This window comes from Pseudomonas sp. D1-1 (genome assembly GCF_051132225.1).
Classification (GTDB): domain Bacteria; phylum Pseudomonadota; class Gammaproteobacteria; order Pseudomonadales; family Pseudomonadaceae; genus Aquipseudomonas.
Window position 1 is genome coordinate 888,917 of sequence record NZ_CP071676.1, and the last position, 13,969, is coordinate 902,885.

At 62.3% G+C, this 13,969-nt stretch carries 9 protein-coding genes; 4 read left to right on the top strand and 5 right to left on the bottom strand.

Annotation, left to right across the window (positions count from 1 at the left end):
• Position 1: 1 nt before the first annotated feature.
• Both J3P86_RS03865 and J3P86_RS03870 read left to right on the top strand, forming a co-directional pair.
• Positions 2-1,747 (top strand): PTS fructose-like transporter subunit IIB, encoded by a 1,746-nt coding sequence (locus J3P86_RS03865; protein ID WP_434626155.1) that lies wholly within the window; start codon positions 2-4, stop codon positions 1,745-1,747.
• A 191-nt stretch (positions 1,748-1,938) separates the two neighbouring features.
• Positions 1,939-3,480 (top strand): alkaline phosphatase D family protein, encoded by a 1,542-nt coding sequence (locus J3P86_RS03870; RefSeq protein ID WP_434699490.1) that lies wholly within the window; start codon positions 1,939-1,941, stop codon positions 3,478-3,480.
• A gap of 145 nt (positions 3,481-3,625) precedes the next feature.
• Here the strand turns inward: J3P86_RS03870 and J3P86_RS03875 are convergent, their stop codons facing one another.
• A complete protein-coding gene (locus J3P86_RS03875; RefSeq protein ID WP_434700601.1) occupies positions 3,626-6,151 on the bottom strand; it encodes a PepSY domain-containing protein in 2,526 nt (841 codons plus the stop codon).
• Between the two features lie 283 nt (positions 6,152-6,434).
• Positions 6,435-8,753 (bottom strand): TonB-dependent receptor, encoded by a 2,319-nt coding sequence (locus tag J3P86_RS03880; RefSeq protein ID WP_434699491.1) that lies wholly within the window; start codon positions 8,751-8,753, stop codon positions 6,435-6,437.
• A gap of 209 nt (positions 8,754-8,962) precedes the next feature.
• Between J3P86_RS03880 and J3P86_RS03885 the strand changes: the two genes are divergently transcribed.
• The gene (locus tag J3P86_RS03885) at positions 8,963-9,643 is read left to right on the top strand and encodes a Fe2+-dependent dioxygenase (RefSeq protein WP_434699493.1); all 681 of its coding nucleotides are present in this window, start codon (positions 8,963-8,965) and stop codon (positions 9,641-9,643) included.
• Complete coding sequence (locus J3P86_RS03890; protein ID WP_434626151.1) at positions 9,644-10,405, top strand: tetratricopeptide repeat protein; 762 nt, start codon at positions 9,644-9,646, stop codon at positions 10,403-10,405.
• A gap of 36 nt (positions 10,406-10,441) precedes the next feature.
• Here J3P86_RS03890 and J3P86_RS03895 read toward each other — a convergent pair whose 3' ends face one another.
• From J3P86_RS03895 to J3P86_RS03905, 3 genes are all read right to left on the bottom strand, one after another.
• Positions 10,442-11,605 carry a type III PLP-dependent enzyme gene (locus tag J3P86_RS03895; protein ID WP_305496871.1) on the bottom strand — a complete coding sequence of 388 codons (1,164 nt, stop codon included), beginning with the start codon at positions 11,603-11,605 and terminating at the stop codon, positions 10,442-10,444.
• 544 nt (positions 11,606-12,149) lie between these two features.
• On the bottom strand, positions 12,150-13,307 hold the full coding sequence (locus tag J3P86_RS03900) for an osmoprotectant ABC transporter ATP-binding protein OsmV (RefSeq protein WP_305496869.1): 1,158 nt from the start codon (positions 13,305-13,307) through the stop codon (positions 12,150-12,152).
• Positions 13,304-13,957, bottom strand: coding sequence for an ABC transporter permease (locus J3P86_RS03905; RefSeq protein WP_434699494.1), 654 nt, complete (start codon positions 13,955-13,957; stop codon positions 13,304-13,306). Before J3P86_RS03905 ends, J3P86_RS03900 begins: the two co-directional genes overlap by 4 nt.
• Between the last annotated feature and the right edge of the window lie 12 nt (positions 13,958-13,969).

A 13,969-nucleotide genomic window follows, 5' to 3' on the forward strand; every position in this document is an offset into this window, starting at 1 on the left:
GATGAAATTAGCCATTGTGACGGCCTGCCCGAACGGCATGGTCACCAGTGTGTTGTGCGCCCGTCTGCTGGACGCGGCGGCCCAGCGCCAGGGCTGGAGCACCAGCGTCGAAGTGCATGACCCGGCGCACCCCGAGCGCCAGTTGTCGGCCGCCACGCTTGAGGCGGCCGAGTGGGTGCTACTGGTTGCCAGCGGCCCGGTGGACCTGTCGCGATTTGTCGGCAAGCGGGTATTTCGCAGCACCCCGGCCCAGGCCCTGCAAGACGTTGATACGGTGCTGCGGCGTGGCGCCGAAGAAGCCGAGGTAATGGCCGAGGCCGACGTGCTCGCCGAAGCACCACAGGCCTCCACCGAGCGCGCCCCGCGCCTGGTGGCCATCACCGCGTGCCCGACCGGCGTTGCCCACACCTTCATGGCCGCCGAAGCCTTGCAGCAGGCAGCGGCGCGCTTGGGCTACGACTTGCAGATCGAAACCCAGGGCTCGGTGGGCGCGCGTAATCCGCTGAGTCCCGAAGCGATTGCCGAGGCCGACGTGGTGCTGCTGGCGACGGACATTGAAGTCGCCACCGAGCGTTTCGCCGGCAAGAAAATCTACCGCTGCGGCACCGGCATCGCGTTGAAGCAGGCCGAAGCCACGCTGAACAAGGCTTTGGCCGAAGGTCGGCAGGAAAGCGCTGCCAGCGACACTTCCGGCGGTCCGGCGAAAGCGGAAAAAAGCGGCGTCTACAAACACTTGCTGACCGGTGTTTCGTTCATGCTGCCGATGGTGGTGGCGGGTGGCTTGATGATTGCCTTGTCGTTCGTGTTCGGCATCGAGGCCTTCAAGGAGCCTGGCACCCTGGCGGCGGCACTGATGCAGATCGGCGGCGATACCGCATTCAAATTGATGGTGCCGCTGCTGGCGGGCTACATCGCCTATTCCATCGCCGACCGGCCGGGCCTGGCGCCAGGCATGATCGGCGGGATGCTGGCGAGCACCTTGGGCGCCGGGTTCATCGGCGGGATCATTGCCGGCTTCCTGGCCGGCTATGCCGCCAAGGCGATCAACCGCTACGCGCGGCTGCCCCAGAGCCTGGAAGCGCTCAAGCCGATCCTGATCATTCCGCTGTTGGCGAGCCTGTTCACCGGCCTGGTGATGATCTACATCGTCGGCAAACCAGTGGCGGGCATGCTCGAAGGCCTGACGCATTTCCTCGACAGCATGGGCACCACCAATGCGCTGCTGCTGGGCGTGCTGCTGGGGGCGATGATGTGCGTCGACCTCGGTGGGCCGATCAACAAGGCCGCCTATGCGTTTTCGGTGGGGCTGCTGGCTTCGCAGAGTTATGCACCCATGGCCGCGACCATGGCCGCCGGCATGGTCCCGCCGATTGGCCTGGGCATCGCTACGTTCATCGCCCGGCGCAAATTCGCCAAGACCGAGCGCGAGGCCGGTAAAGCGGCATTGGTGCTGGGGCTGTGCTTCATTTCCGAAGGCGCGATTCCGTTCGCGGCCAAGGATCCGCTGCGGGTGATCCCGTCAAGTGTTGCCGGTGGTGCGCTGACCGGTGCGCTGTCGATGTATTTCGGCTGCAAACTCATGGCGCCTCACGGCGGCCTGTTCGTGATGCTGATCCCCAACGCCATCAATCATGCGTTGCTGTACCTGCTGGCAATCGTCGCGGGCAGCCTGCTGACGGCGGTGACCTATGCGCTGCTCAAGCGGCCGGAGGCGGTAGAGATGGCGCTGGAGCCGGCTAAGGCCTGACCCAACCCTGTTGTTTCCTGTGGGAGCGAGCTTGCTCGCGATAGCGGTGTATCAGTCGACATTTTAGTTGCCTGACACCCTGCCATCGCGAGCAAGCTCGCTCCCACAGTTGATCTTGGGGCGTCCTGAGTCTCTGTCACACCCACTTCACACAGCCATGCTTAAGTTTCCCCATTTCAAGGGAGAACACCATGAGCGAATTCGACCTGGGCCGTCGCCGTGTAATGCAAGCCGTTGGTGCCGGTTTGTTACTGCCGGGGCTGGCGCCGGCGGTGATTGCTTCGGTCAAGGATCGGCCGGTGCTGACCGAAGGCGTGCAATCGGGCGACTTGCAGGGCGACCGGGCGATGATCTGGAGTCGCAGCGACCGCCCGGCGCGAATGGTGGTGGAGTGGGACACCCGCAGTCAGTTCTCCAACCCTCGGCGCTTTGTCTCGGCGCTGGCCGACAGCCGCAGCGATTTCACCGCCCGGGTCGAACTCACCGGCCTGCCGCCCGACCAGGCGATTTTCTACCGCGTGCATTTCGAAGACGCCCGCAGCGGTGTCGCCAGCGAGCCCTGGCTCGGCCATTTGCGCAGCGTGCCGCAGTTCAAGCGCAACATCCGGTTTGTCTGGAGCGGCGACACCGTAGGCCAGGGCTTCGGCATCAACCCGGACATTGGTGGCATGCGCATCTACGAAGCCATGCGCCTGCGCCTGCCGGACTTTTTTATCCACAGCGGCGACACCATCTACGCCGACGGCCCGGTGCCGGCGCAGGTCACCACCGAGGGCGGCCGCATCTGGCGCAACCTGACCACCGAAGCCAAGAGCAAGGTTGCCGAGACCATGGACGAATATCGCGGCAACTACCGCTACAACCTGATGGATGAAAATGTCCGTCGTTTCAACGCCGAGGTGCCGCAGATCTGGCAATGGGACGACCACGAGGTGGTCAACAACTGGTCGCCGGGCAAGCAACTGGACGAGCGCTACCAGACCAAGGATATCCACAGCCTGGTAGGCCGTGCGCGACAGGCCTGGCTGGAATATGCGCCGATGCGCCTGCAGAAGGCCGACCATGGTGGACGGATCTATCGCAAGCTCGGCTACGGGCCGATGCTCGATGTGTTCGTGCTGGACATGCGCAGCTACCGCGAAGCCAATGACGCCAACCTCGGCGCGGCGAAACCGTTCCTGGGGCGTGAGCAACTGAACTGGCTCAAGCGCGAGCTGAAGCAATCCCGGGCGCAGTGGAAAGTCATTGCCGCCGACATGCCCATTGGCCTCGGCGTACCCGACGGCGAAGTCAGTCCCGGTGTGCCGCGCTGGGAAGCGGTCGCCAACGGTGACCCGGGCGAGGCTCAGGGGCGTGAAGTGGAAATTGCCGAACTGCTCGGTTATCTGCGCAAGCATCAGGTGCGCAACTACGTCTGGCTGACTGCCGATGTGCACTATTGCGCCGCCCACCATTACCATCCTGAACAGGCCGCGTTCCAGGATTTCGAACCGTTCTGGGAGTTTGTCGCCGGGCCGCTGAACGCCGGCAGCTTCGGGCCCAATACCCTGGACAAGACCTTCGGTCCGGAAGTGGTATTCCAGAAAGCGCCCCCCGTGCAGAACACTTCGCCGTTTGCCGGGTATCAATTCTTTGGCGAGGTGAACATCGACGGACAGAGCGGCGAGATGAGCGTGGTGTTGCGCGATCTTGAAGGGGTGGCGGTGTTCGAGAAGAAGTTGCAGCCGGTTTGAATCCAAGGCTCACCACAAAACCAATGTGGGAGCGAGCTTGCTCGCGATGGCGGTATGTCTGTCAATAAAATGCTGACTGACAATCCGCTATCGCGAGCAAGCTCGCTCCCACAGGGTTTTAGGGTGGATTCAAAATAAGCGTTCGTCAGTAAACATCCCGCCGATACCGGCCCTGCTCGATCAGCTTTTCCACTTCCTCGCGGCCCAGCACCAGATTGAGCACGTGGTCCACGCCTGACGCCATCCCCTGCAAGCTGCCGCAGACATAGATCACCGCGCCGTCGGCCAGCCATTGCTTGAGCAACGCGGCCGATTCCAGCAGGCGGTCCTGGACGTAGATTTTCTTTTCCTGATCCCGGGAGAACGCCAGGTCCAGGCGTTCCAGGTCGCCGGAGGTCACCCATTCCTGCAGTTCGTCGCGGCAATGGAAATCATGCTCGCGGTTGCGCTCGCCAAACAGCAGCCAGTTGCGCTGCATGCCCTGGGCAACACGGGCCTTGAGCAAACTGCGCAAGCCGGCCAGGCCGGTGCCGTTGCCCAGCAGAATCATCGGCACGCCCTGGGGCGGCAGATGGAAACTGCTGTTGCGACGGACGCGCAGGCTGATGGGGCTGCCCAGCGGCGCATGCTCGGTCAGCCAGCCGGAACCGATGCCCAGGCTGCCATCGGCGTGACGTTCCTGGCGTACGATCAGTTCCAGTACACCGTCGGCGGGGATCGAGGCGATGGAATATTCACGTATTCCCAGCGGTGCCAACGCCTCCACCAGCGCCTGGGCGTGCAGACCCACCAGGTGTGCGCGGTTTTCCGGCAGTTGACGCGTGGCGAGGGCTTGTTCGAGCGTCTGCTGCAAGCCATCGACCTGCACCCGAGCGATACCGGCGATACCCAGGCCATCGAGGAAGTGTTCGATAGCCCACGGGTCATTGCGCGGCAGGATTTCCACCAGGTCACCGGCCAGCCAGCTGCTCGGGCCGGGGGCGCCGAGGCCGAGCAGGTACACGCCCGAACCGCTGCTGTCGGGGTTGAGCAGGGTGCGTTGGCTCAAGGTCCAGTGTTCAAAACTCGGCGCTTGCCACGCATCCGCCGGAGGCTGGCCGGTCAGCTCGGCCAATTGCTGTTGCCAGTGCCGCAAGGCGTACGGGTCGCCGCTATCCACTTCCACCGGTGCGAACAGCGTCTTGCCGCCGTGCTCCGCGAGCCAGGCGTGCAGACGGCGGGCGAAACCGCAGAAATTGTCATATTGCCGGTCACCGAGGCCGAGGACCGAGTATTGCAGGCTTTCCAGGCTCATCGCCCGGCCGAGCACCTTGCGCTCGAAACCGCGAGCGCTGTCCGGTCCTTCACCGTCGCCAAAGGTGCTGACGACAAACAAGGCGCGGGTGGCGCTGTTCAAATCCTTTTCGCTGACGCCGGCCAACGGCTGGACCTTCACCGGTAGCCCGGCGGCCTGGAGCTGGCCGGCGGTCTGCCAGGCCAGTTGCTCGGCAAAACCGCTCTGGCTGGCAAAGCCGATCAGCCACGCCGGGGCATCGCCAGGGTTGCCGGCAAGCGCCTGGCGAGCCTGGCGGACCTGACGTTTTTTGCGTCGGCGGTCCAGGTAGAGCAGCCAGCCGGTGATGAAAAACAGCGGCATCGCCAATGCGGCGGCGGTCACCAGGATCCGCCCGACCAGGCCGAAGTAACTGCCGACATGCAGGGCATAGATGCTGGTGAGCAATTGCGCCTTGAGGCTCTTGTCGGTGTAGCGGCTGTGACGGCTGATGACGCCGGTGCTCGGGTCGAGCATGAGTTGGTTCAGGGCGCGGTCATGGGGGGCGTCCTTGAGTAGGTAGAACACCGTCGCCGGTTGCCCGGCCACCGGTGGCATGCGCACGTTGTAGGCGGACAGGCCGGGGCCGGCGGCGCTGTAGATGCTGCTCCACATGGCCCGGTAATCGGCGATCGGCGCCGGGCCGCTCGGTGCCGGGCCACGGGTGCGCACGCGCTCATCCTTGGGCGAATCGGAAAGCAGGCGGGTCAGGCCTTTGTTGTACCACTCATAGGACCAGGTCAACCCGGTCAGGGCGGCCAACAGATAGAACAGCAGGCACCAGGTGCCCGCGACGGAGTGCAGGTCCCAATTGAAGCTGCGGCCCTTTTTCGCCCAGTCGAGGGTCAGCCAGGCGCGCCAGTTTTTCCACTGGCGTGGCCAGCGCAGGTAGAGGCCGGACAAGCAGAAGAACACCAGGATCAGCGTGCAGGCGCCGGTAATCTGCCGGCCCACGTCGTCCAGGGTCAGGACGCGGTGCAGCCTGAGCATCAGGCCGAAGAAATCCTGGCCCACCACATCGCCGAGAAACTGCGCGTTGTAAGGATTGAAGTAACGCATCGGCCCGCGTTTCTCTCCCGGCGGGGCGGTGAAGATCGCCCGCGCGGCGTTGCCACTGTCGGTCTCGACCCAGAGCATGGCGACGGTCTTGCCGGAGGCGGCTTCGATCTGTTCCACCAGTTCGGCGGGAGGCAGGACGCCGGCCGGTTGTTTTTCAACCGTCAGCACCTCGGGGTTCAATGCCCGCAGGATCTCGTCCTGGAAAGACACCACCGCACCGGTAACGCCCATCAATGCCAGGACCAGCCCGGCACTGATGCCGAAAAACCAGTGCAACTGGAACAGGGTTTTCTTCAACACGTCGCCCGCCTTGTTCATTCAATACTGTTTGTCACGGCGTGCATTATGCCGTGTGTTATCGAGAAGCATTCATAAACACACATAAAAGCCCCATTCATTTGCATGAACGGGGCTTTGCCCGGTGCCGGTCAGTAATGGGTGGTGGCCAGATCCTGTGGGAGCGAGCCTGCTCGCGAAGACGTCGTGTCAGTCACGCATTCATCAACTGACACTCCGCTTTCGCGAGCAGGCTCGCTCCCACAGGTTCATTGCCTGGCCATCGGCGTCGGGTTCTTTCAACCGGTCAGAAGTGGAAATTGGTACTCAACAACGCCGTGCGCCCGGCCGCCTGGTTGGCGAAGTGGGTCGAGAATGCCTTGTCGTAGTAAGTCTCGTCGGTCAGGTTCTGCACGTTGAGTTGCAGGTCCAGGTGCTTGCTGACCTTGTAGCTGGCCATGGCGTCATAACGCACATAAGAGTCGACCATGGTGGTGTTCGCCACGCTGCCGAACACATCATCCACATAGAAGGCCCCGCCACCGATGGTCAGCTTTGGCGTGAGTGCGTAGGTGGTCCAGACGCTGGCGCTGTTTTTCGGCGTGTTCGGCAACTCGTTGCCATCGCTGGTGCTCATTGGCCCGCCATCGACCTGCTCACTGTCCAGATAGCTGTAGCCGGCGAACACCTGCCATTTCTCGGTGAGCTTGCCGCTGGCCGACAGCTCCAGGCCGTCGACGCGAGTCTTGCCGGCGTTTTCATAGGTCGTGGTGTCGACCTGCACCCGGGCGTTTTCCTTCTCGGTGCGGAAAATCGCCGCGGTCAGCGAAAGCCGGCTGTCGAGCAAGTCCCACTTGGTGCCGATCTCGTAGTTCTTGGTGGTTTCCGGCTCCATGTCACTGGCGAGCAGGTTGCCACTGCGGTCTGGCGTCCCACCGAGCGGATTGCCCTCGATGCCTTCGCCAACCATGCTGCCGGGCGGCGTGGCCGAGGTCGCGTAGGACGCATAGATGCTGCCGTTGTCGGCTGGTTTCCAGACCAGGCCGAACTGGCCGGTGACGAACTCGCTGGTGTCGTCACCCTTGGACGTGGTGGTACCGGCGGCGTCGTAAGTCTTGTATTTCGTGTCGAAGTGGTCGTAGCGCAAGCCCATGTTCACCAGCCACTGCGGTGACAGTTCCAGCGTGTCGAACACGTAGAGCGCGCGGGTGACGCTGGTGGTGTCGGTGCCGGCATAGTTGCGGGAAATCGCGCCGTTCCAGGGATCGTTCGGGTTCGGATTGGACAGCGACGTGCAGTTGTAGCCGCTCGGCGCGCCCACCAGGGCCGGCGTGCAGTTGGTGTTCGCGGCGGTGGTGCCCGGTACGGTGTCGGTGTTGACGTTGTACGAAGTTTTCTCGCCGGTCTCGCGGCTCAGCTCGATGCCGGTGGAGAAACTGTTCTTGAAGCCGGCCACATAAAAATCACCGAACAGATCAGTCTGGTTGGTGGTGGTGTCGACGTTGCTGACGCGGCTGTTGACGCGCCGCCAGACCGTACCGTTGTTGACGTTGCCCTTGCTGTCGTCGGGTTGGGTGAGAATGTAGTCCTGCATGCTGGAGCCGTGGCGCAGGGTGTTCTTGACGGTCAGTGCATCGCTCAGGTCATGCTCGATGGCGATGGTCGCGGTGTCGACGCGGGTCTTGCGGAAGTCGCGGTCGGTGAGGCCATAGAAGTTGCTGCTGTCGCCGCCGGCATCGGGCTTGTCCGGGTTGGCTTTGGTGCGATCGGCGGTGCGGCCCGAGGCGGGAACGCTGTAGGGAATGCCCGAATCCGGCAGATCGTTGCTTTCCAGGTGGTAGTAGTCGAGGTTGATCCGGGTGTCGGTGCCCAGGCCGAACGCCAGCGACGGCGCGACGCCCCAGCGATCGTAGTTGACCTGGTCACGACCGGCGACATTGCTTTCGTGGCTCATCAGGTTGAGCCGGCCGGCGGCGCTGTCGCTGAACTGGTAATTGCCGTCGAGGGTGTAGCGCTGGGTCTGGTCCGAACCCCAGGTGAAGCCGCCGTCGAACGAGTCGCCCAAGTGGGCTTTCTTGCTCACCAGGTTGATGGTGCCGCCGGCGGCGCCGCGGCCGCCGATGGCCGAGTTCGGGCCCTTGCTGACCTCGATGGACTCCACCGCAAAGATCTCCCGGCTTTGCGAACCGGTATCACGCACGTTATCCAGGTAGGTGTCGCCCTGGGCATCGAAGCCACGGATGAATGGACGGTCGCCCTGGGGGTTGCCGCCTTCGCCGGCGCCAAAAGTGATGCCCGGCACGGTACGCAGGGCATCCTGCATGTTGAGGGCGCCGGTGTCCTTGAGCACCTGCTGGGGGATGACCGTCACCGAGCGCGGCGTGTCGACCAGCGGCGCGGTGTATTTCGAGGACGAGGCTTTTTCGACCTGGTAGGACGTCGTGTCCTGGGCCTCGCCCGTAATGCTGGTAGCGTCCAGGGAGATGGCGTTGCGCGGGGCTTTTTCGTCGATCTTTTCCGCCGCTTGGGCCATCTGTGCGATTGACGTCGCACCGAGGGCGACGCCGATGGCGGAGGCCAGCAGACGAGGTGAATTAACCGGTAATTGTGATTGTTGACGCGACATGAACAGTGCCTTCCCCAAGGTTGAGGCGGCGGAATATAGGGTAAACACTTTTATGTATCAATTGCGAAACATTGCTATTTGGGAGGAATTTACATTCTTTACATTTTGCCTTTACGGTTTCTGCCCAATGGCGCGTTGGCGGGGGTTGTACACAGTCAATAAGAATCACTACCATTGGCGCCCCGCGTTATCCACAGGTCTTGAATGCCATGTTGCTGCACGTTCCCGGTGTATTTTCTCCTGAAGAAGTGCAGCGTATCCGCGAGGCGCTGGAGCAGGCCGAATGGGCAGATGGCAAGGTCACGGCCGGTTATCAATCGGCCAAGGCCAAGCACAACCTGCAACTGCCCGAGGGGCATCCCCTGGCCAAGGAAATCGGCGCGGCTATGCTGGATCGGTTGTGGAAAAACCCCTTGTTCATGTCGGCGGCGCTTCCACACAAAGTCTTCCCGCCGCTGGTGAACTGCTACACCGCCGGCGGCAGTTTCGATTTCCATATCGACAATGCCGTACGCCAGCCCAAGGGCAGTGCCGAGCGGGTGCGCACCGACCTGTCGGCCACGCTGTTCTTCAGCGACCCGGAGGACTACGACGGCGGCGAGCTGGAAATCCAGGACACCTACGGCACCCAACGGGTCAAATTGCCGGCCGGGGACATGGTGTTGTATCCGGGCACCAGCCTGCACAAGGTCAACGCGGTTACCCGTGGTACACGCTATGCCTCGTTCTTCTGGACCCAGAGCCTGGTGCGCGAAGACAGCCAGCGTGCGCTGCTGTTCGAGATGGACGGTGCGATCCGGGAACTGACCCGGGACGTGCCCGAGCATCCGTCGTTGATTCGCCTGACCGGCACCTACCACAACCTGTTGCGTCGCTGGGTCGAGGTGTAGGTGGCGGATTTTCGTCTGCGCCGCGAGGAAGTGCTCGACGGCGAGGCCCTCAAGGCCATGCTCGAGGACAGCCCGGCGCGGGCGGCCCAGGCGATTCTGATCGCAGCGGGCGAAGGGCTGCTGGAGGCCCAGGCGCTGCTCGGGCAGATCCTGCTCGACGGGCGCGGTATCGAACAGGACAAAACCCTGGCCCGGCGCTGGTTCGAGATCGCCGCCCAACGTGGGCACCTGATGGCGCGCAACATGTTGGGGCGTTGCCATGAGCATGGCTGGGGCTGTGTCGCCGATCCTTCGGTCGCGGCCGGACATTATCGTCAGGCAGCCGAGGCAGGACTGGATTGGGCGATGTACAACCTGGCCAACCTGCTGGCGACTGGGCGCGGCGTTGCTGAGAATCAGCCGCAGGCATTGGTCCTTTATTGGCGCGCGGCCGAGCTGGGGCACGCCAAATCAATGAATCTGTTGGGGCGTTATCTGGAAGAGGGGCGTTTCTGCCCGGCGGACCCGGTGGCGGCGGCCCGGTGGTATCGACGTTCGGCCGAAGGCGGGGATTTTCGGGGGCAGTTCAGCCATGGCTGCGTATTGATTGCCGATGCCCGTATCGAAGAGGGCTTGGTGTGGTTGCGCCGGGCGTTGGCCGGAGGGAATCTGAATTTTCTTCGTGTCGCCGTGCAAACCTTGCAGACGGCGCGGCTGACTGCGTTGTCTCCACTGATCGAGGCCTATCAGGCGCGAATCCAGCAGATGCAAAAAAGCCCGTGAGCGAGTCACGGGCTTTTGGGTCAGGCAAGCGCGTTTTTACACGTAGAACGACTTCAGCGGCGGAAAGCCATTGAACTCCACAGCGCTGTAGCTGGTGGTGTAGGCACCCGTCGACAGCCAGTACAAACGATCGCCAATCGCCAGGTTCAGCGGCAAACCGTATTTGTAGTTCTCGTACATGATGTCAGCGCTGTCGCAGGTCGGGCCGGCGATGACCACTTCTTCCATCTCGCCTTTCTTCTCGGTCCAGATCGGGAACTTGATGGCTTCGTCCATGGTTTCGATCAGGCCGGAGAATTTGCCCACGTCGGTGTACACCCAACGCTCGACGGCGGTACGCGACTTGCGCGCCACCAGTACCACTTCGCTGACCAGGATGCCGGCGTTTGCGATCAACGAACGGCCCGGCTCCAGGATGATTTCCGGCAGTTCGTCGCCGAAGTCTTCCTTGAGGAAGCGGATGATTTCCTCGGCGTAGGTTTCCAGGCTGTTGGTGCGGGTGATGTAGTTGGCCGGGAAGCCACCGCCCATGTTGATCAGCTTCAAGACGATGCCGTCTTCTTCTTTCAGACGCTCGAAAATCACCTTGACCTTGGCGATGGCCGCGTCCCAGACGCTGATGTCGCGCTGTTGCGAGCCGACGTGGAACGAGATGCCGTACGGCACCAGGCCCAGGTCGCGGGCGAGGATCAGCAGGTCCATGGCCATGTCGGTCTGGCAGCCGAACTTGCGCGACAGGGGCCAGTCAGCCGTGGTCGAACCTTCGGTGAGGATGCGCACATAGACTTTCGAACCCGGCGCGGCCTTGGCGATGTTGCGCAGGTCGGCTTCGGAGTCAGTGGCGTAGAGGCGCACGCCCTTCTCGTAGAAGTAGCGGATGTCCTTGGATTTCTTGATGGTGTTGCCGTAGCTGATCTGGTCCGGGCCGACGCCGCGGCTCATCACCTTGTCCAGTTCATAGATCGAGGCGATGTCGAAGTTCGAGCCTTTATCCTTGAGCAGGTCGATGATTTCCACCGCCGGGTTGGCCTTGACGGCGTAGTAGACCTTGGCGAATTCGAAACCGGCGCGCAGGTCGTCATAGGCCTTGGCGATCATCGCGGTGTCGATCACCACGAACGGGGTTTCCTGCTTGTCGGCGAACGCCTTCATTTTCTGAAAGGTTTCGCGCGCGAAATAATCTTCGACCTGGATCGACATACTTGGGACTCCTACTGGCAAACATCAGGATCAATGGGTTTGAGGGCAGCAACCCTCGCGAACGTCCTCCGTATCCCCACTTTGGTTCGCCTACTTCCCAAGGCATGTCGCCGAAAGCAAAAAGGCCATGGGACGCTTGAGTCCCTTGGCCTTGCTGTCTCGTCGTCAGTACTTGAGCCGGATGGATCGTTTCCAGCATGGACGTTCGGCGCGAACTTTAGGGCGTGAGGGGCCTGAGATCAACTAAAAATGTCGCGTTTTTGCACGTCTCCGTCGTGCAGTGCGCGACAGTTCATGATGTAACCGACCGGTGTGACAGGTTGATGTTCCCTCGGATCGGTTTTCAACCTTGCGCAATGTGCCTTTTGATTTTGTGGCGAGGGGATTTATCCCCGCTGGGCTGCGCAGCAGCCCCATCCGGTTGATTTGCCCTATCTGAATAAGCGTGGTGCCAGAGTATGGGTCTGCTTCGCAGCCCAACGGGGATAAATCCCCTCGCCACAAATTGCCCCCTCACTACAAAGGAATTGTGCTTCACCGATGGTCAGGTAGACGCGGTCTCGGCCGGCGAGACGATACTGGTCTTGCCGCCACGGGACTTGCCGGAGCTCAGGTATTCGGCAATCGATTCCTGGGTCACTTCCCCAAGAAAGACCCGCTCGGCATCCATCACCGGCAGCCACGAACGGTTGAACTCATACATACGCGACAACAGAATCCGCAGATGTTCGTCGTAGGCCGCGGTGGCGTTGAATTCCCGCAGGAACTGCCCGCAGGTGCCGGTCTGGCGGTACAGGTCGCGCCGGCGCACATACCCCAGCGCCTTGTTCTCGGCGCAGGTGACCACCACGTAGCGACGGTCGTGTTCGTCCATCAACTCCAGCGCCTCGGCCACCGGTGTTTCGGGGCTGACCGACGGGGCGTTGTCCGCCGCGTCTTCGGCCTTGACCAGCAACAGGCGCTTGAGGGTGCTGTCCTGGCCGACAAAGTTGCTGACGAATTCATCGGCCGGATGGGCGAGGAGCGTGTCCGGGTGATCGCACTGGACCAGCTTGCCGGCGCGGAAGATCGCGATCTTGTCGCCCAGCTTGATGGCTTCGTCGATGTCGTGGCTGACCATGATCACGGTTTTGTTCAGCGCCCGTTGCATCTCGAAGAACTCGTTCTGGATCATCTCGCGGTTGATCGGATCGACCGCGCCGAAAGGTTCGTCCATCAGCAGCAACGGCGCATCGGCGGCCAGGGCGCGGATCACGCCGATCCGCTGCTGCTGGCCGCCCGACAGTTCACGGGGGTAGCGATGCAGGTACTGCTTGGGTTCGAGCTTGATCATGCTCATCAACTCGCGGGCGCGGTCGTGGCATTTCTGCTTGTCCCAGCCGAGCAGGCGCGGCACCACGGTGATGTTCTCCTCGATGGTCATGTTCGGGAACAGGCCGATCTGCTGGATCACGTAGCCGATGTTGCGGCGCAGGGTCACCTCGTCGAGGCCGGTGGTGTCTTCGCCGTTGATCAAGACCTTGCCCGAGGTCGGCGGGATCAAGCGGTTGATCATCTTCAGCGTGGTGCTTTTGCCACAGCCCGACGGCCCGAGGAACACGCAGATCTCGCCTTCGTTGACGGTCAGGTTCACCGAGTCCACGGCTTTTACATCCTTGCCGTTGCTCTTGAAGGTTTTGCTGAGGTTTTGAAGTTCGATCATTTTAATAGTCCTTTCGGGGTCAGCGAGCGTTGCAGCCATTGCAGAAGCAGGTCGGCGAAGAGGGCCAGGAGGCTGACCAGCACGGCGCCGACGATCAGCATCGACATGTCGCTGCGGCTGATGGAAGCGAGGATGAGCACGCCCAGGCCACCGGCGCCGATGGTGGCGGCGATGGTCATGACGCCGATGTTCATGACCACGGCGGTGCGTACGCCGGCGAGGATCACCGGCACGGCAATCGGCAGTTCGACCATGCGCAGGCGCTGGCCGAAGGTCATGCCGATGCCGCGGGCGGCTTCACGAATGCCCGGTTCGACGCCGGTCAAGGCCAGGTACGTGTTGCGCATGATCGGCAGCAGCGAATAAAGGAACACCGCGGTGATCGCTGGCATCGGACCGAGGCCCTGGCCGAACTTGGAATAGAACGGCAGCAGCAGGCCGAACAGGGCAATCGACGGAATGGTCAACAGTACCGTGGCGCTGGCTTGCAACGGGCCGGCGAGCGCCGGGAAGCGGGTCATGAAAATGCCCAGCGGCACACCGACGATTATCGCCAGGGTCACGGCGATGCCCACCAGGGTGATGTGCTGCCAGGTCAGGTGCAGCACCAGCGGCCAGTCCAGATGGGAAAAGGCGTCAAGAAAATCCATGGCTTTTCCTCC

Bases quoted from the DNA above. Each gene is read 5' to 3' on its own strand.
- J3P86_RS03865 (WP_434626155.1), top strand. From the start codon at position 2: ATGAAATTAGCCATTGTGACGGCCTGCCCGAACGGCATGGTCACCAGT.
- J3P86_RS03880 (WP_434699491.1), bottom strand. From the start codon at position 8,753: ATGTCGCGTCAACAATCACAATTACCGGTTAATTCACCTCGTCTGCTG.
- J3P86_RS03870 (WP_434699490.1), top strand. From the start codon at position 1,939: ATGAGCGAATTCGACCTGGGCCGTCGCCGTGTAATGCAAGCCGTTGGT.
- J3P86_RS03905 (WP_434699494.1), bottom strand. From the start codon at position 13,957: ATGGATTTTCTTGACGCCTTTTCCCATCTGGACTGGCCGCTGGTGCTG.
- J3P86_RS03900 (WP_305496869.1), bottom strand. From the start codon at position 13,307: ATGATCGAACTTCAAAACCTCAGCAAAACCTTCAAGAGCAACGGCAAG.
- J3P86_RS03895 (WP_305496871.1), bottom strand. From the start codon at position 11,605: ATGTCGATCCAGGTCGAAGATTATTTCGCGCGCGAAACCTTTCAGAAA.
- J3P86_RS03885 (WP_434699493.1), top strand. From the start codon at position 8,963: ATGTTGCTGCACGTTCCCGGTGTATTTTCTCCTGAAGAAGTGCAGCGT.